A 19,141-nucleotide genomic window follows, 5' to 3' on the forward strand; every position below is an offset into this window, starting at 1 on the left:
GGGCAGCCGTTTCGACTGTCTGAAGAATAACCCTTCATTAATCTATATCTGCTAACTTAAAAGCACCTTTACGCTTCACCTTTTCTTGCTTGGAACGTAATTCTCGTACCCTGGTCGGTATCGCTATGGATATCAAGTCCACTGCCATAGATCTGACGGAGACGACGGTTTGTATTCCGTAACCCAATACCGACAGACGCTTCTGAATGATCCTGAAGCACCTGATTCAGGATCTTCTCGTCAAACCCAACCCCGTCGTCCGATACCTGGATTTCGACATAGTCGCCGCGCTCCTCTACCGCGATTCGCACAGTTCCTCCTCGACTTCGCTTCATGATGCCGTGGTGCACGCCGTTCTCTACCAATGTCTGGATTGTGAGTGGTGGAACCTGTGTCGACAGCAGTCGTTCAGGAACATCCCACAGTACGCGCAGCCGCTCGTTGAATCGTTCCTGCTCAATATATAAGTAAGCATGGACCAATTTTAACTCTTGCTTGAGCGACACCAATCGTTCGGAATTGCGAAAATCGAAGCTGCCTCTCAAATATTCTCCAAAGACAGAAAGTAATCTCCGCATCCGTTCGGAATCGATTTCACTCAACGCAGCGATAGAATTGAGCGTATTGAACAAAAAATGCGGCTGTACTTGCGCCTGCAAAAAGGCTGCCTCAAAGCGCATTTGTTCCGCAGTCCTCAATTTCAATTCTGTGAGCGCCTGCACTCGGTGCTGCAGTTCTAGACTATCTGCCGGTTTGGTCACATAATCATTGGCACCGGCCTGAAATCCAGCCGCCATATCTTCAGGCTGACTGCGAGCGGTTAGCAGCAGCACCGGCAATTCGGACATCGCGAATCGCCTCCGGATGGATCGGGTCAACTCATAGCCTGACACGCGGGGCATCATAATATCCGACACCACCAAGTCCCACTCTCTAGCGTCAATTAGGTTCATCGCGTCAAGCGCTGAAGTGACGGTAGCTACATGGTATTGATGCCGTGGCAGCATTTCCTTTAAAATATGTAGATTAATCGGGTCATCGTCAACAATGAGCACCCACGGTTTTTTAGCTTTCGCTTCAGTGGTTGTGGAAGGCTCCAAAGTCTTATGCGTTTCTTCCGCCGTTGTATGCTTCAAAAGTATCTTCTTGGGCTTGGTAGCAGATGATGAAGCTTCCTGCCAAACTGCTGCTGGAGCTATAGGCATTGTAAGCCTAAACAGAGAGCCTTTTCCCGGTTCAGACTCTGCCTCTAGCGACCCGCCTTGTAGCTCAGCAAGCTGCCGGCTTATACTCAATCCCAGCCCAAGACCGCCTCCCTCTGACGTCATGCTGGAATCCGCCTGTTCATAAGGTAGGAAGATCCGATCCAGAATTTCCTGTTGGATGCCGATCCCTGTATCCTCCACTTCCAGGACTGCCGTCTCCCCGCTAATGAACCCCCGTATAGCGATATGTCCTTGCGCAGTATACTTTACCGCGTTGTGGAGCAGATTGAATATAATTTGGACCATCCTGTTTTCGTCCATAAGTACCGGAGGGAACGATTCAGGAATTTCATTACGCAGCTCGATAGATTTCCCTTCCATCATATACTTAATCATATCGATAATGCCATCCACAGAAGGTTGTACCTGCACGGCTTGCGGATACAGCCGCAGTCCTTTGTCCTGAAGCCGTTCCAGATCCAAGAGATCATTCAGCAGCAAGGACATGCGATTGCCGACCGTCACCAGAAGTTTTAACCTTTCATGTACATCTTGAGATAAGCTCTCCTGCTCTATCACGCTGCGCGCTATGTTGATCATTCCATGTAGCGGATTACGAAGCTCATGGGAGGTGTTGGCGAGAAAATCATTTTTTTGTTTGTCCGCTCTTTGCAATTCAGCTGCCAATCTTGCTGTCTGCTGCATATTCCGAAAATACAATCTGAACCAGTAACAAGCAAAAGCGATATATACAATAATAAAATCTATAGGATAGAAATGTACGGAATGAAGAGCGTAACTGAAATTATTCAGGACACCCCAAATCAAATTCGCGCTCAAGCCAACAAAGGCGAGCCATAAAAAGATCGAGTCACGATCAAGACGCAGCGTGGCGCGAAACGAGAGTACGGGTACATAGACAGTACCGACAAGCAGCAGAGGGATCGTATACAGATCAACAGATGCAACATGAATGGTGGGTATCAGCACAACCATCACCGTCAAGCCCAGCACCGTAATCCCGAAATATCGATGCCAGGGCCACTTGGACAAAGTAGGATACAGCTGCTTCATGAATAAGAGCAGTAGAGCCGTTGACCACAAATAACTCAATGTATAAAGCCTGAAGCTGATACCATACGGCAGATTCAGCCATGAGACCAACAGCTTGTCATCCGTGACGAGAACCGACAGACTGATGCAGAACATTAACAAAACTAACGTAAATAGCGCCCGTTGCCGGACACCCATAAAGAACAAAACGACCGCATACAATACTTGAATCATCATAACGACGCAGACAAGCAGCTGCATGGCTACCGAGAACTGCTTGTGCTGCATGATCACGTCTTCAGTTCCGAATTGAATCATTTGGAACAATCCGCCATCCACGTTATTTATGAAATTGGCAACCTGGACTGTAATCTCAACTTCAGAGCTGTTTGTTGTAAAAGTGACATTATAAGGCGTCTCGTAAGCTATGGTTTGATCAGCTGTTTTCCCTGGCTTGCCTGCTGCCCCGAGCTTGGTTCCGTTCACATACAACTCAGAAGCTGACATGGAGGGAGGCATCGCTATCGTAAGCCGCTTCTCGTCCATTGAATTGTCCAGTAAAATGAGAAGCCGGTAGCTGCCGTATCCAGTCACCTGCTTGGGATTAGAGAAGAGACCTTTCCACGAACCCGGCAAAGTGGCGGGAACACCACTTGTTTTCACTTCCTCATCATCCGACATGAGCATACGATCCGGATAAAACATCCAGTCACCCTCCAGCAATATCGGACGACTCCATGAAACCTCACGGAGATCAAGAACACCATGCATAGCGATTGCTCGAACGGGAGGCAAGCCAACAAATATCCACGTTAGCCGAATGCCGGTTAAAATCATAATAAATACTAGAGTAATAGAGAGTATTTTTTTGATGTTCATAATACAAATGATTCGACAATCTTTGCTATAAATCCTTCATGGGTATTTGCCCTTGCATCTGTATTTTCGGTCTAATTGCCAACCAGCGTCTCCCCAGTCTCAAGAAAAGTCTTCATGCCAGAAAGTACTATAGGCAATCCGTTTTCAAGAATTTTGGCAGTGTGGACGCTAATCAAGTTGTTGAGACATTTTATTGGATAGAGATGAAAAATCTCTTAATCGATAACCTTACGAAAACTTATTCCCTTTATTTCCTTCCGAACGGACGCCCCCCTTCCAGGGGATCGTCCACTGTCTAGTGGGATGTATGAATCTTCTTTTTACTTGCTCACGATCCCTATTCACCGATGACTACCTTAGCGGTAGATTCAGACGCCGTGCTCGTCCGCTTCGCTCCCTCCGCGCGGACTGAACCTCGGGGTTCGGCCCCTGCCTAGGCATAAAAAAATCCCCGGAACCCTGATTGGTTCCGAGGACTTTTTTTATGGAGCCTAGGGGGATCGAACCCCTGACCTCATCGCTGCCAGCGATGCGCTCTCCCAGCTGAGCTAAGGCCCCTTATTATGTATTAGTGAAACGTTATTTTCAAACAACATTTTCACCCGACAATTAGGTATTATACACGGTGCTTGGCCCATCGTCAAGCGTCACAATAAACTTTTTTATTCATATCGATGGTCATCCAAACACGTTACTAAATAAACAGTAAAACAGGTGCTCAAAGGATATCATTAATGGATTCCCCGCACCTGCTTATTACTTTTTTTCTTCACCAACTTGATGCTTGGACAAGATATCGGTCAGTTCTCTCATAAACATATTAATGTCTTTAAATTGACGGTAGACAGAAGCAAAACGGATATAAGCGACCTCATCGACCGGGTAAAGCTGTTCCATTACGATTTCACCGATTTCCCTGCTGTCCACTTCGGTGCTCGCTGTATTACGGATCTGTTTCTCAACTTCGGATACGATCATATCGAGCTGATCTACGGATACAGGACGTTTCTCACAAGCCCGGATCAAGCCCCGGAGCATCTTCTCCCGACTGAATTCTTCACGACTTCCATCCTTTTTGATAACGATGAGCGGTGTCTCCTCAACCATTTCGAACGTTGTAAAACGCTTGGTGCATTTCTCACATTCTCTTCGCCTACGAATGGATTTGTTTTCATTGGCGGATCGGGAGTCCAATACTTTCGTGCCGTTATAGTCACAGTATGGGCATTTCATTACAAGATCACTCCTTTTTGTTACGAATGAACAGCACATATTACCAACGAATCCCTGTAATGAACTTTTGCGAAAAGCACATAATAGGTTTACCAACTTACAAGGAGGTGAACAGACATGGGTGCAGGACAATCTCGCAGCAGCAACACTTTGGTGGTACCACAAGCAAACGCAGCTTTGGACCAACTGAAGTATGAAGTAGCACAGGAATTGGGTATCGCCATTCCTCAAGACGGTTACTACGGTAACATGGCTACTCGTGACACTGGTGCTATCGGGGGACACATTACACGTCGCCTGGTGCAAATCGCTGAGCAAACACTTGCTGGCGGTAACCGCTAATTAAGGAACAACTAGAGAAGTATTGGACAGAGTGCTCCTTAGGGGGCCTGTCCAATGCTTCTTTACTTTTGGGCAGTAACTCCCCATTCCTTCGCATAAAGCTTATGATATTTATTATAATAATACAAAACGCGCTGAATGTAATGTCTCGTTTCGCCATATGGGATGGAATCTGAATTTTTCAATGTACCGTCCCATTCTTTATTTTGTATCCATCGGTTCACTTTACCTTGTCCCGCATTATATCCGGCTACGGCAGCGATAGTATTCCCGTTGAATTCCTTATGAAGCCATCCCAAATACCATGTCCCTAATTCAATGCTGACGGTGGGATTATCCAAATCGTCCTTAAATGAAGGAGAGAACCGTCCGGCATCGACGATCCATTCCGATGTGTCAGGCATAAGCTGCATTAAACCGTATGCGCCTTTTTTTGATGAGATGTTCGATTTATAATTGGATTCGACTCGAATTATTGCTGCAACCAATAGCGGGTCAACCTTGTAATTTGCGGCATGCTGCCGTATTTCCTCCTGATAGCGTATAGGATATAACCATTTACCCACTACATCGCTGCTTAGGAACATAAGGATTACGAAGGTCATTAAAAGAAGAGCAAACACTCGCTTTTTCCGCCAAAAGCTGATGCTCATAGCAGCCTCCTTCCCCTTAAGAACGCCTCAACCTGATTCTCCGTATCCGTAAGCGTTCCTTGATTATCTATTACAATGTCAGCCAAGGCTTTCTTCTGTTCAATATCCATCTGAGCCTTAAGCCGAGCTTCCGCTTGCTCCACAGTAAGCTTGTCCCGATTCATCAGCCGATGAAGCTGAAGACTTCTCGGTGCGTACACGACCATAACAGCTTCAAACATCGATTGCAACCCCGATTCATATAATAAAGGGATGTCCACGACCACAAGCTTGTCCGGGTGCAACTGCTCGTACTCATGCATCCTTTCTCGAATAAGAGCTCGTATCGAGGGGTGCATGATGTTCTCAAGGTCCTTCAATGCTTCCGAATTGCCAAAGACCACTTCTCCCAGCTTTTTACGAAACAGAGAGCCGTCAGGATTCAAAATTTCGGATCCAAATCGGTCCACAATCTGCATCAGCACAGGACTGCCAGGCTCCACTACCTCTCTGGCGATGCGGTCGGCATCAACTAGCATCGCGCCGCGCTGCACCAACATATCGGATACGGTGCTTTTGCCGCAAGCGATGCCTCCAGTTAAACCGATATTCATAGGGATTCTCCTTAGAGTTTTTGCGTAGCAAAAACTATCTTCGTAAGCATTTACTTAGAGCTTCTGCGTAGCATAAACTTTCTTCGTAAGCATTTATTAAAAATACATTACTATATCAACTTCATAATACCCATAATAATTAAAACACATCCGGGAAACACGGAGAGCCGGCGAAGCCAAGACATATCCGAGTACTTATAACCTATTCGTAAGCCGCTCGCTAGGAAGGTCCCACTAGCCAATGCAATAACAGCAGAAGTGAGCAGCGGCGCAAAACCGATCAAGGCGGCACCAATTCCTGCTCCGAAAGCATCCAACGACAAGGCGATACCAAGCAATAGCGCTTCGTAGGGTGAAATGTTGCCGGAACGGTCCATATCCGCTATCGAAGGTGTGCGCAATATTTGAATAACAAGTCCGAAACGTTTCAACTCAATATTTAGCACTTCTCTGGTTGTCGGAATACTTTCAGCCCCTGTTATCTTTACAGGAAGCTCGGCAGAAATCCCCGTGTGTTCCCCATTGTCTGCTTCCTTTTTCTCCATCATGACTTGATAGACGGCCCAAATACCGATTCCAATCAGAATCACACCGCCGATCGCCTTGGCATAAACCGGGTCCACAAAATGGCTGATGAATACACCGATTTGCATGGCAAGATAGATAATACAACCAGAACAGCATGAAATAATGGCAACGGATAGTAATGGCATACGTATTTTACGTAAGCCATACATGACACCAACACCAAATCCATCGAGACTGACAGCTAACGCCAAAATCAATAAGGAGATAAAAGGCAACATGAAACTTCCCTCCCGACCGTTTTACTCCCTACTATATGGCGATTATGGGCGGGGGGTGCATAGTTCCGGCAACATCACACAAGCGTTCTAAGCTTCTGATTTCTTTGTACTCTTTCGTTTCAAAGGCTGGCATTTAGGGCAAAAATGGGTTCCGCGACCTGCTACAACAGTCTTTTCAATCGGATAGCCGCAATGGTGGCAAGGCTCGCCTTTTCGACCATACATTTGTAGCTGATGCTGGAACATTCCGATCTCCCCCTGCCCATTAACGTAAGACTTAATAGAGGAGCCTCCGACAGCTACGGCTTCGCTCAACGTTTTAATGATGGCCTCATGTAAAGCAGCCAGTTCCTTACGTGTTAAGGATCCAGCTTCCCGTTCAGGGTGAATTCCTGCGAGAAACAGGGACTCATCCACATAAATATTCCCTATACCTACGATATATTCCTGATTGAGCAAGTGGGGCTTAATTTTGGTGGATCGGCCTTCCAATTTACTCTTGAAAGCTTCCAGCGTAAACGCCTCATCAAGCGGCTCCAACCCCAGCTTTTTGAGCGGCTGTTCATTAAGCTCCGTTCCTCTTGGGAACAAATGCATTGTGCCAAACTGACGTACATCCTTATATCTGAGTTCGCTGCCATCGGTAAAATGAAACACAACATGTGTATGCAATTCCATTGGGTCGTTCTTGTCATACAGACCGTAACGGCCTTCCATGCGCAGATGAGAAACAAGGGTAAACTCGTCCGTAAGCAAAAGAAGAAATTTCCCCCTCCGCTCTACGCCATGAAACGTCTGCCCTTGAAGCAAAAGAGCAAATTCATCAGGTTCCTCCGGACGCTGAATAATGCGGTGCAAATGGACCGCAACCTGCTCAATCTTTTTACCTATAATCAATTGATTTAATGTTCGCTTAACCGTTTCAACCTCCGGCAATTCCGGCATGCTGCTCACCTCGAAGCTGTTTATTAAAAGGGATAAGGAATGTGCTTCGGCATCACAATAGGCTCGTCCCCACACATTCCTCTGATTATTTTATTTCGTAAAGAACTTATATTATATTACTTTGCTTCATACCAGTTCAACCCTGTATCTACTTCCACTTTTAGAGGAACATCGAGCTTCAGGGCGTTTTCCATCACTTCTGCGACCGTCATTTTCATCGTCTCGATTTCATCCTCAGGCACTTCAAACACCAATTCGTCATGTACCTGTAGAAGCATATGGCTCTTGAGGCCATCCCGCTTCAGTCTTTCATCCATCTGTACCATAGCCAGCTTAATAATATCGGCGGCAGTACCCTGAATTGGCGTATTCATAGCAGTCCGTTCCGCAAAGGAACGAAGATTGAAGTTCGAAGCGGTAATCTCCGGTAAATAGCGGCGGCGCTGAAGCAAGGTTGTCACGTAGCCGTCTTGACGCGCTTTTTTCACGATATCATCCATATATTGGCGAACCCCTTGGAATACGGCAAAATACTGCTCGATAAACTGAGCCGCATCTTTACGGGTGATGTTCAGGTTTTGGGATAAGCCATAGTCACTGATTCCATATACAATACCGAAATTGACCGCTTTGGCTTGACGGCGCATATTGGAGTCTACAGCGTCTTCAGATACCCCGAATACATCCATGGCGGTTTTGGTGTGAATATCCATATCCTTAATAAAAGCTTCGATCAGCTTTTCGTCCTGCGAAATATGGGCAAGCACCCGCAGTTCAATCTGCGAATAGTCCGCAGTCAATATCGACCAACCAGGCTTGGATGGTACGAACACCTTACGGATTTTGCGGCCTTCCTCAAGGCGGATCGGGATATTTTGCAAATTCGGATACTGACTGCTCAACCGGCCTGTTGCCGCAATCGTTTGTCTGTAGTAGGTATGAACTTTCCCCGTATCGGGACGAACCTCTTTCAACAAACCTTCCACATAGGTAGATTGGAGCTTGGCTAAAGTCCGGTAATGCAGAATATGACCGATAACCGGATGGTACGGCTCCAGCTTCTCAAGCACTTCCGCATCCGTCGAGTAGCCCGTCTTTGTCTTTTTAATCGTCGGCAGCTGCAGCTTCTCGAACAAGATCTCGCCGAGTTGCTTCGGTGAATTAATGTTGAACTCCGTGCCTGCCGCGTCATAGATCGATCTCATAATGGTTTCAAGTTGAGCACCCAGCTCCGCACCATACTGCTTCAAAGCCTCGATATCTACCTTGATGCCCTTCTCTTCCATATCCGCTAACACACTGGCCAACGGCTGCTCAAGATCATAGAACAGCTGGTTCATATCACTTTGTTCCAAATCACGCTTCATCGGCTCGACCAAGCTATGAATGGTCATCGCCTTACGGCACAAATGGTCGCTTAATAACTCGATATCCGGAATATGGAATTTGGCCCCTTTACCGAATATCTCCTCGTCTGCCTTTAAAATAGGTAAGCTGTATTTAGACGACAAGCCACTCAATGTCAGCGCGGATTCCGTTGGGTCCAGCAAATAAGCCGCTAGCATGACATCAATTGACGTACCCTGAAGATGTATGCCGCGCCAAGCCAATAAAATCTCTGCTCGATGTTGGTCATGTATGGCTATCGACTTGTTGGGAGATTCCAGCCATCCTTTTAAAGATAGCGCCTCTTCATCTTGCGAATCCAAAAGCTCTACAGGCACATAGTAGCACTTCTGCTCTGAATACAAAGCAATCCCTATCATATCAGCAACATGCGGATTATCTCCTGCCGCCTCTACATGCAAGGAGGTCACCTGCGGAAGCGCCGCTATCAGGGAAGTAAGCCCTTCCCGATCCTTGACGGAAACCACCTCGATGTCAACCTGTGCCGCCTGTGCGCTATCATCAGAATCCGTGCTTGAGAAGTCCATTTTCTCCAGCAGCGATTTAAATTCCAGTTTGCGGAACATGCCTGCTAGAGCTTGTCCCTCATAACCACTGAAGGCCAGCTCCTCCCACTTCGTGGTGAGCGGTACCTCACGGAAGATCGTGGCCAGCTCTTTACTCATCCGGGCATCGTCAGCATGCTGCTCGACCTTTTCCTTCATTTTTCCTTTTAATTGCTCGGTATTGGCTAATACGCCTTCTACCGTTTCATACTCATGCAGCAGCTTTAATGCGGTTTTCTCCCCAACGCCAGGAATACCCGGAATATTATCGGAGGCGTCCCCCATCAAGCCCTTCAAATCTATAATTTGCTTCGGCGTTAAGCCGTATTTTTCTTTAATTTCATTCGTATCATAGAGCTCAACCTCGCTAATGCCCTTTCGAGTCAAGGCGATAGTTACGCGCTCTGATGCAAGCTGCAGCATATCCTTATCTCCGGTAACGACCATAACCTCAATATCGCCCTTTTCATCAGCAATACGGGTTAGTGTACCGATAATATCGTCCGCTTCATATCCTTCCAGCTCGAACTGAGCCATTCCGAAGGCACGAATTAAATCCCGAAGCAGTGGGAATTGTTCAGACAGCTCTGGCGGCGTTTTGGCCCTTCCGCCTTTATAGTCAGCATAATCTTTATGTCGAAACGTGACCTTCCCCGCATCAAAAGCAACAAGAAAGTGAGTCGGTTTTTGCTCTTCCAGCAGCTTCAACAGCATTGTCGTAAACCCGTATACGGCATTCGTGTGCAGACCGCTCGAATTGCTGAGTAAAGGTAATGCATAAAATGCGCGATTGGCAATACTGTTGCCGTCAATCAATATTAATTTCGACATCGTTACACCCCATTTTCCATAACATCACTACTCCATGATAGCATAGGACAACAAGAGAAAAAAAGCTTAGGCTTACATTCTCATTCTTAGGGGTGATGACGGCCTCATGAGCATAAACATAGAGTATAAGGCGATGCTTTTCGCGTAAAACGGAGGTAGAATTGTATGAGCACCTCAACCCAGACCCAGGGCAAGAAAGCCATCTGTTTTGACGTTAATCAAACCTTGATCCATCAAGGGATTCATTTCGAGCAGGCTTTCCGTTCCGTGTGGAACGATTATTACTCCCGGTCGATTCAAGGCGACTTTCCGCAAGCTGAAGAGCTGTGGAACAAGTACCAGAGCTACTGGCAGCAGCACAAGAAAACCCGTACCGCGCGCCTGCAGCTCGACGATTTACAGCAGCTATGCTTGCAAAGCGCGCTCAAGGAGCTTCGCGTTCCGGTTCATCAGCAATTTGCCAATGATTTTTTCCAGCTCGTTCGCAAATCAAGGCTCGCTGCCAAATCACTCGCACCCAATGTAGAAGAGACACTGGAGGCACTTGCCCCCCGGTTCAAACTGGCTATTATTAGCAACAGTCCTCGCAGCGAAGTGACCCATTTACTCAATCGGTTCAAATTAAACAACTATTTTCCGGAAGAACGAATATTTACGGCGCAGCATACCGCGGACAAAAAACCAAATATCCCTTTGTTCAAAACGGCGATCCGTACGATGGATCTGTCACCGCGGCAGCTGGTCATGGTGGGCAACTCGTGGAAGCATGATGTTTGCGGAGCGACAAAAGCGGGGTTGGATGCTGTCTGGGTTCAAGCTAACACCAGCGCATCCAAAAAAATCTCCCAGCAAAAGCTCGGAAAACGAAATGTGTACTGTATTCAACAAATGGATCAGCTGTTGGAGCTTTTTTGATCTTACGGATTTTCAATCCCAATATTCTCACAGTGAACAATGCTCCCAAGATAGCCTTTAGACAGCTTTTTTAATTTAGCGGATGCTTGTGATATTTGCTCCAGAGTGACCGCATCCGCAAGCTCGCATATGATTAAAGACAATGAAATTGTAACACCGCTCGTCTCGATTCGATTGCCACCGCGGTCCTCCACATAGTACCAATCATCCCCTTCATAAAAAAGCCGAACTCCTTGATCGAAACGGCGTATAATTTCCCTGCACAGCCTTTCCGGGTCCACTGTCGAGGTGATGGCGATAAAGTCGTCACCTCCGATATGGCCGACAAAATCAAACGGCTTACCGCACACAACGATCGACTGCTGAATAACGTCCGCCGTATATTGGATAAGCTGGTCTCCTTTTTGAAACCCGTACCGATCATTGAACCATTTAAAATAATCCAAATCCGCATAAATAACTGAAAATCTTTTTTTCTCCATCAACCGTTTATTCAGTTCTCGATGTATTTGAATATTACCAGGCAGCCCGGTTAAAGGACTTGCTACCTTTGCACTTTCCATTCGAGCGTTCGTGATGCATTCCAATATCGCACGGATCGAGGATGCACCCGCCATTTTGCCCTCGTTAGTAATGATGACCAGATCGTACAAATTATGAATGTCCCTGGAGGTTGCGAGTTGGGACACAGTCTCCACTGGCATATGCTGATCTACAATCAAAGGCTGCGCATCCATCACCTGATCGATAGTCCGGTTCCAAAATAAGGAGAAGCCGTACTGACCTGCGAGCTGCTGAAATAATCTTTCCCTCATCATCAATCCGACTGGGACATCCTTGGAAACAATGACAGCTCCCGGCGCATCCACATGCGTTTTAAAATAGTTCGCCACCTCCGATATTAACGCTTTGCAATCAAAGGTACGAATAGGATTAATCAAATCCCCGATAGACCATGTGCTCCCTGCCGTGTCATGGATTTTCCGCTGCTGAACAATGTGATCGATCAAATCCGGACCCACCACAGCTTTCTCTACAGAAGGTCTTCCCAATAAATAGCCTTGCCCGTAATGGACTCCCATCCTGGTCAAATACAGCAGTTCATCCAGATGCTCAATGCCTTCGGCAATGATTTCGATATTCAGCTTCTGGGTAAAAGAAACGAAGGCTTCGAGTATCGCTTCCTTTGTCTTATTGGACTGCACACCCTGAACCAAGGAACGGTCTACCTTAATAAAATCGGGATGAAGCTCAGCAATCGCCTGCAAAGAGGAGTACCCCGCTCCAGCATCGTCAATGGCAATGCGATAGCCTTGATTACGGTAATGCATGAGCAATCTCTTAGCCATCGAAAAGTCTTCGATCGAGCTTCGCTCCGTAATTTCAAAGACGATGCGGTCCGGATTCATCCCCTGGGCTTCCAGCAGTTCCAAAGTTCGTCCTGGCACAAACTGTGGGTCATGAAGAATCGCCGCAGATATATTTATGAACAGCAGCTCTTCGCCTGAGGCAAAGAAAGCTCCCTGAATCGCCTTTTCCCTTGCTAGCCTATCTAGCGGATACAGCTGCCCTGCCTCGTCGGCATAGGTAAAGAGCGGCAGCGGCGAATGAAAAGGGTGATTATGAGGGCCGCGCGTCAACGCTTCATAACCTAGAATGCTGCCATTTTTTAAGGATATGATAGGCTGGTAAACGGAATGGATCATTTTATGACGCAATATCTCCTGAATTTCGTTCTGTAAATACGTCTTATCCTCGTGTACGATCGAATTCATATGGATGTCGGCCATATTCGATTCATCCCTTCTTGTGCTATATGTATATTCCAACTCTAGCATAGGATTTTTATCCCAGTGTAAAAGTCCTATATCTCTTTTGTAAATGCCATGTAAATCTTGGAATTCTGTGAAAAAAGCCTCTTGCAGCATCCACGTTTATCACGTGCTGCTGCGAGAGGCAGTTTAATACTAATTCATAAATTCAGCATACTGGAGTAGACGCTTCATCATGACAGCAGCTTCTGCGCGGCTGGCATTTTGACCAGGAACAAAAGTATGCTCTGTCATTCCATTAATAATACCCGCGTTAACTGCTTGAGCTACTGCATCTTTCGCCCATCCACTGATGGCATTGGAATCCGTGTAGGAAGCCAGGCCTTTAGAATCAGCAGGTACTTTTTTCCCTGCCACGGTCATCGCTCTTGCCACCATAACCGCCATTTGCTCACGGGTAATGTTAGCTTCTGGCTTGAACGTTCCGTCTTCATATCCGTCTACGAGACCTGCCTTGGAAGCCGCGCCAACTACACCGGCATACCAATCATTTGCCTTAACATCGTTGAATTTCGAGCCTGTGCTCTCAGATAAACCTAAGGAACGAACGAGAATAGCTGCAAATTCAGCACGCGTAATCCGATTGTCAGGAGCAAATCCGGTATCCGTCATTCCTTTAATAACAAGCTTGGAAGCTAGCAGCTCTACATCATCTTTTGCCCAGTGACCTTTAAGGTCAGCAAAGGTTTGGGTCGATTCAACAATAGCGTACACGCTGTTGCCAGGACGTTTGATCGTCGCTTGTGTGGAGCCGTTCAATGTCGAGAAGGTAGCCGGCACGAAGCTCATTTCTCCGGTACTTGGGTTGAACAGAACTGCCGATGTTTTCTTTACATCAACTGCTTTACCTATACTCATCGTTCTCGATACATAGATGAGACCGAAGTCATTGATTGCAACAGACTTGCCGTTTGCCTCTGCTGTCACTTTATAATCCACACCGCCGGATAAAAGCGTTAAGCCCTGTTCTTTCGCTTTGTCCTTCAGCTTCGCTAAAGTAGCGTCGTTCACTTTTTCCATTGTGATGGTGATTTTCAAGTCCTTGAGCGATACGCCAAGGGATTTGGCAAGACCCTCAAAATCAATCGCTTTAATAGGCAAATCATATGTTGTATCACCATATTTCACAGATACGGTCAGAGATGGTGTTTTAGCTAATGCATCCGACAATGGCTGTGCAGGCAATTGGAAGGAAGCCGCTGCTGCGTCGCTGCCCTTCGCTTCGATTGTAATTCTCGATGACGATGTTCCATTCAGCGCATCGATTGCTTTAGTCATTGCCGCTGCATCCAATGTGATTTTGGCTATGGTTCTGCCGTCTGTGCCTTTTTCAATGACTGGATCAACACTTATGACTTGAGATCCGTCTTTGTTAGGTTGCACGGTCGGTGTACCCGGTGAAGTTCCACCGCTACTTCCGCTGCTGCTTCTATTGCTGCTCGGTGTATATGGTCTTGCAGACGCTTCATTCGAGCTTGCGCTCTCTCCAGTAGCATTAGAAGCCGTTACTACGTAATAGTAAGTTGGTCCGGTCGTTAGACTGTTATCCAAGTAGCTGTTGGTTGTGAGATTAGAAGCTACGGTACTGTAAGCTCCACCGGAAGTCAGGCTGCGCTTCAGCGTGTAATAAGTCGCTCCAGTAACCGTATCCCATGATAGTGCGACTTGCATATATCTTACTTCTGCTTTAAGTGCTGTTGGGGCAGCTGGAGGCTGCACCACCGTGCCTCCGCTTGGCTTCGCGCTTACCTCGTTCGAGCTCGCACTTTCGCCTGCAATATTAGTCGCTGTCACTATATAGTAGTATGTCGTTCCGTTCGTCAAACCTTTTTCTGTGTATTTGGTGTCTGTTATGATCGTTGCTACCGCTTCATAAGGGCCGCCCGGTGTTGTGCTGCGTTTAACAGTGTAATAGGTTGCTCCTACTACCGTGTCCCACGTCAGGCTTGCTTGAGCATCTCCTGCAACTGCTTTAAATGCTGTTGGAGCAGCTGGTGGTTTCACCACTATCGTGCTGCCGCTAGGCTTAGCGCTTACCTCGTTCGACTTCGCACTTTCGCCTGCAATATTACTTGCGGTCACTACATAGTAGTAAATCGTTCCGTTCGTCAAGCCTTTTTCTGTGTATTTGGTGTCTGTTATATTCGTTGCTATCGTTTCATACGGGCCGCCTGGCGTTGTGCTGCGTTTAACCGTATAGTAGGTTGCTCCGACTACCGTGTCCCACGTCAGGCTTGTTTGACTGTCTCCAGCTGTTACAGTTAGTCCTGTAGGGGCGTTTATTGTAACAGGATCGTTGATTCCAAAGGGATTATTCTTGATGTTGTCTACTGCCTTCTCCCCATTAACTTCTCCATCTGAACTATCGTAGCGGTCCCTCAATTGCTGTAAATACAAACTTGGTGGGTTAACATGGCTGCCAAAATGATCCCAATATGCATCTTTTCTTGGGCGAGAGTCGTACTCATTTGGAACCAGTGGAGCTCCTTTCGTCCCTACGTGGCCGATCGCATAGTTTTGCGCGGTCGGAGGCTGCTGGGAAGTTAGAATGCCTTCCGTATTCCAAGTAACGTAATTCGCACCTGCCCATGTATGTCCGCTACCCAACCAAGCCCGGTCGCGAATCACAATGTGTCCCTTCACTTGGTCAAACAAACCGCCAGTTGACCAACGATGGTGCGGTTCGCTGGAATTGTAGTTTTTTTGCGATTCGCTACCATGAATAACGTTAGGTCCTGGTATCCGGCTATCAAACACAAATGCATGGCGCTCCGATTCCGAATAGGAGCGTTGAACCAGATTCAACTGTCCTATGAAGTAGTAAGCGTATCGGGTGCCTCCCGTAATTGTACTTACAAAATCTGTTACTTTGCTGTCCTGAACGGTAATTAACTTGGAATTCCCATTGATTTTAACCAAAGAAATAGCCAAATGCTTACCGGTCACATTACGAACCCAACCGTTTTTCAAACCATCTAGTACGATTGCATTTTCAATGTGATTATCGTCAGCAAAATATGGATCCGTTGTGTCATTATCCATTACGGTACTGATAACGGAAGGATCGAAAGCTGAATCAAAAAAAATTTTTTCCACGCCGACATTTTGAATACGATCTGGATCGTCGTATTTCAGGATCTTCCCTCCACCCCAACGAAGCTCGATAGAATTTGCAATTGGAGCATCTACAGTAATCACATTACCTTCAATTTTTATGATCTCTCTATCAAAATTCATGTCAAATGGTGACATTTGGCTTGTTGTACCCGGAACAGCATCCGGTCTGTCTGGGCGGTCATAAATCTTATCCATGCCGGTCTCATGAATCCAGTTTTGGTTCCCTACACGTCGAACAATGACTTTATTTCCGACCTCAAAGCCACTTGCATCCTCTACGTGAAATGAACGTGATCCTGCCGGTACGAACATATCTTTAATTGTCGTAGCCGTAGATTCATTAGCCTTCATGCCACCACCATTACCTACTGTAATAATTGTTGGGTCTTTATCCGGTTCACGAACACCTGATCCAAACAATACGGTACCATTTTTCTCATCCTGGCCTTCTCCCCTAAGCACAACTCCGCTTGTTCTAATGTAAAGTTGTCCCTGAATATCATAGAAGCCTTTCTTGATAAAAACGGCTCCTCTAATACCATCAACTTCTTCCATACCTGAAACCTTGTCGATTGCATCTTGAATTAACTTGGTCGCATCTCCTTCAATTGGCGATACTACCACTTTGGCAGGAACATCAGGAAGTTTTACTCCACCACCCTTGTATCCCACATTTGAAAAGTCCAGAACCCGATTACCTTTATAATCTGGAACATAAATCAACTGACCATCACTACCTAAGTAAACAATGCTGCTTTGATCCGTTTGCAATGAGCTTGGATCTATAACTGTAAAGTAGAACGTATCATATACCGTTCCTCCAGTGGCAGTTTCAATAGTCAAACGGATTTGGTATTGACCGTATTGTGTCACACTGCCTGGGAAACTAATGCTTTGCTTAACCCCTGTTTGAAAAGCAGACGCAGAAACACGGTTTATTGGATTCATAGTGCCAATGCGTATCAAATCCGCACTAATCATTGAATTAACATAAGGATCCACGCTAATTGTTGGATACTCATCCCCGATATTTAATAAAGCCGGCTGACCTATATCCATAGTCATTGTAGGGTGGGCTAACTGCAAATCAGCAATTAAAGGCTTCATATCCTTATTCGGATTAGTAACATCCACCCAAATACTGGTATAAATCGTTTTTTCATTCAGTGAAGCCGAAGCTGTAACAAGTATGACTCCCTCATCAACCGTACCCGTGCTTACTGCAGTAATTTTACCTTTATCATCAATCGAAACAATTTTCGAATTCTTCGACTGGAAGGTGACCGTCGCTTTGGATAGGTCGTTAGGCTCATTATTTCTGGTGAGTGTTCCTTTTAATTTAATAGTTGTAGAGTCACCTTTATTCAGGTAGATAGTGTCGTTTAGTTGATACGTTTGATTTGAATCGAAAAAATTAATGTTTTTTAAAATATCCAATAGGGAACCATATAGTTCAAATTCTGCTACAGCGCTGCCTTCCGATTGGTGGTTTAACTGAAGCTTCACGAACTGTGCTGCCGTTTTGGGGAATATAGGTGCTTCATTTGCAGAAATAACACCTGTTTTCATATAAACATTCTCCCATACAGTTCCGTCATCAGAAGCCAGAATAGTATAGCCTGTCAGCTTCTCTGGATTTGTAAATGTAATAACCGTGCGGTTAAAGGAGTAGATGTCTCCTGTATCTACTTGTAGCCATGATTTGTGGTCATCATTCACATCGGCTGAGGAAGGGGACCAGGCTGCGCTCGTTCCATCAACAGCAGCTGTTGCATTCCCGGAACTCGCACTTATCGCTTTATTTCTAACGATGTTGCTCTGTAAGGCTGGATCATAAACTTCCAGTTTTAAACTGATTCCTTGCATAACGCCACCAACAATAGCTTCTGCCGTTATTGTCGTTTTTCCATCTTTTAGGGCCTTTAATTTCCCATTGTTATCCACCGTTGCTATGGACGGGTCAGAGCTTTTGAAATAATTCGTTGTATTGGATAACACCGCATCCTTACCACTATCTAGCTTGCCTTTAAGAACTAACGATTTCGTCCCTCCTGCTATCAAAGGAACTATTTCATCTTGCTGATAGACATGGTTGGATGAGTCAGTCAAGGTGATACTGCTTAAATGCTCTGAAGGAGGTACCGCAGCAGGATTATTGTATACCTCCAATTCGTACAATTGAAAATTCTTTGAAGATAGGCTTAGCTGAAGACGAAGAGAAGAAGAAGTTACCGGCTTGAAGTCAATCGTATCCGTGACTACAGCGTTTACCATTCCTGATCTTTTCACATATACATCTTCCCACACTGACTCGCTATTAAGATATTGAATTTTAAGCTCTGTAACATTATAAGGCTTCCAATTTAATTTAACTTCATTAAAGATAGTCTGACTGCCAAAATCCACTTGGAACCAAGGAGTTAAGTCTTTGCTGTTGGAGTTCCAGCTTGTATTGGCATCCCCATCAACAGCATATTTGGTAGGATTTGTATCCTTATTAGAGGTAGAGCTTGCCGAAGTCTCCTTTCCTTTTGCCAAATTCTCCAACACCGCGGCTTGTACACCATTTGGCTGTACTAGTAAACCACTTGGCAATAATAACGAAAAAATAAGTAAAGCTATAACTCCAAGCTTGAAGCGGCCTATCATTTCCCTCAAATCAAACACCCCTTCTTCACACATAATTTGTAAACGCTATCAACCAATTCATTATAGTTGTGAAGAAGCTGGATTTGATTATGCTGTTTTAAGTGGACATACGCTCTTTTATTGTGTTATTTTCTTG

General features: G+C 45.8%; 11 protein-coding genes and 1 tRNA gene. 2 read left to right on the forward strand and 10 right to left on the reverse strand.

What is annotated here, in order from left to right; genetic code table 11:
* Positions 1–68: 68 nt before the first annotated feature.
* The 3 genes from QMA13_RS27565 to nrdR form a co-directional block, all read right to left on the reverse strand.
* Entirely contained in the window at positions 69–3,137 is a 3,069-nt protein-coding gene (locus tag QMA13_RS27565; protein ID WP_282936888.1) for a hybrid sensor histidine kinase/response regulator, read from the reverse strand.
* Between the two features lie 485 nt (positions 3,138–3,622).
* Positions 3,623–3,695 (reverse strand) — tRNA-Ala (locus tag QMA13_RS27570).
* 198 nt (positions 3,696–3,893) lie between these two features.
* Complete coding sequence (nrdR, locus tag QMA13_RS27575) at positions 3,894–4,370, reverse strand: transcriptional regulator NrdR (protein ID WP_028548047.1); 477 nt, start codon at positions 4,368–4,370, stop codon at positions 3,894–3,896.
* A 117-nt stretch (positions 4,371–4,487) separates the two neighbouring features.
* Here nrdR and QMA13_RS27580 point away from each other — a divergent pair, with 117 nt between their 5' ends.
* The gene (locus QMA13_RS27580) at positions 4,488–4,712 is read left to right on the forward strand and encodes an alpha/beta-type small acid-soluble spore protein (RefSeq protein ID WP_028548048.1); all 225 of its coding nucleotides are present in this window, start codon (positions 4,488–4,490) and stop codon (positions 4,710–4,712) included.
* A 62-nt stretch (positions 4,713–4,774) separates the two neighbouring features.
* Here QMA13_RS27580 and QMA13_RS27585 read toward each other — a convergent pair whose 3' ends face one another.
* The 5 genes from QMA13_RS27585 to polA all read right to left on the reverse strand — a co-directional run bounded on the left by QMA13_RS27585 (position 4,775) and on the right by polA (position 10,492).
* Positions 4,775–5,359, reverse strand: a complete 585-nt coding sequence (locus tag QMA13_RS27585; RefSeq protein ID WP_282943588.1) for a lytic transglycosylase domain-containing protein — start codon at positions 5,357–5,359, stop codon at positions 4,775–4,777.
* A 2-nt stretch (positions 5,360–5,361) separates the two neighbouring features.
* Positions 5,362–5,958: a dephospho-CoA kinase gene (gene coaE, locus QMA13_RS27590; RefSeq protein WP_282936889.1), complete on the reverse strand. Its 597-nt coding sequence runs from the start codon at positions 5,956–5,958 to the stop codon at positions 5,362–5,364.
* Positions 5,959–6,068: 110 nt separating this feature from the next.
* Entirely contained in the window at positions 6,069–6,764 is a 696-nt protein-coding gene (ytaF, locus tag QMA13_RS27595; protein WP_282936890.1) for a sporulation membrane protein YtaF, read from the reverse strand.
* Positions 6,765–6,851: 87 nt separating this feature from the next.
* A complete protein-coding gene (gene mutM, locus QMA13_RS27600; protein WP_282936891.1) occupies positions 6,852–7,709 on the reverse strand; it encodes a DNA-formamidopyrimidine glycosylase in 858 nt (285 codons plus the stop codon).
* Positions 7,710–7,825: 116 nt separating this feature from the next.
* Complete coding sequence (polA, locus tag QMA13_RS27605; RefSeq protein WP_282936892.1) at positions 7,826–10,492, reverse strand: DNA polymerase I; 2,667 nt, start codon at positions 10,490–10,492, stop codon at positions 7,826–7,828.
* Between the two features lie 165 nt (positions 10,493–10,657).
* On the opposite strand from polA, the gene QMA13_RS27610 reads away from it, so the two are divergent.
* A complete protein-coding gene (locus QMA13_RS27610; protein WP_282936893.1) occupies positions 10,658–11,407 on the forward strand; it encodes an HAD family hydrolase in 750 nt (249 codons plus the stop codon).
* Between the two features lie 2 nt (positions 11,408–11,409).
* Here the strand turns inward: QMA13_RS27610 and QMA13_RS27615 are convergent, their stop codons facing one another.
* On the reverse strand, positions 11,410–13,197 hold the full coding sequence (locus tag QMA13_RS27615) for a bifunctional diguanylate cyclase/phosphodiesterase (RefSeq protein ID WP_282936894.1): 1,788 nt from the start codon (positions 13,195–13,197) through the stop codon (positions 11,410–11,412).
* A gap of 177 nt (positions 13,198–13,374) precedes the next feature.
* The gene (locus QMA13_RS27620; protein ID WP_282943590.1) at positions 13,375–19,005 is read right to left on the reverse strand and encodes an S-layer homology domain-containing protein; all 5,631 of its coding nucleotides are present in this window, start codon (positions 19,003–19,005) and stop codon (positions 13,375–13,377) included.
* Between the last annotated feature and the right edge of the window lie 136 nt (positions 19,006–19,141).

The organism is Paenibacillus sp. RC67, assembly GCF_030020805.1.
Taxonomy (GTDB): domain Bacteria; phylum Bacillota; class Bacilli; order Paenibacillales; family NBRC-103111; genus Paenibacillus_S.

Bases quoted from the DNA above. Each gene is read 5' to 3' on its own strand.
- ytaF (WP_282936890.1), bottom strand. From the start codon at position 6,764: ATGTTGCCTTTTATCTCCTTATTGATTTTGGCGTTAGCTGTCAGTCTC.
- QMA13_RS27565 (WP_282936888.1), bottom strand. From the start codon at position 3,137: ATGAACATCAAAAAAATACTCTCTATTACTCTAGTATTTATTATGATT.
- QMA13_RS27610 (WP_282936893.1), top strand. From the start codon at position 10,658: ATGAGCACCTCAACCCAGACCCAGGGCAAGAAAGCCATCTGTTTTGAC.
- QMA13_RS27580 (WP_028548048.1), top strand. From the start codon at position 4,488: ATGGGTGCAGGACAATCTCGCAGCAGCAACACTTTGGTGGTACCACAA.
- nrdR (WP_028548047.1), bottom strand. From the start codon at position 4,370: ATGAAATGCCCATACTGTGACTATAACGGCACGAAAGTATTGGACTCC.
- coaE (WP_282936889.1), bottom strand. From the start codon at position 5,958: ATGAATATCGGTTTAACTGGAGGCATCGCTTGCGGCAAAAGCACCGTA.
- QMA13_RS27615 (WP_282936894.1), bottom strand. From the start codon at position 13,197: ATGGCCGACATCCATATGAATTCGATCGTACACGAGGATAAGACGTAT.
- polA (WP_282936892.1), bottom strand. From the start codon at position 10,492: ATGTCGAAATTAATATTGATTGACGGCAACAGTATTGCCAATCGCGCA.
- QMA13_RS27620 (WP_282943590.1), bottom strand. From the start codon at position 19,005: ATGATAGGCCGCTTCAAGCTTGGAGTTATAGCTTTACTTATTTTTTCG.
- mutM (WP_282936891.1), bottom strand. From the start codon at position 7,709: ATGCCGGAATTGCCGGAGGTTGAAACGGTTAAGCGAACATTAAATCAA.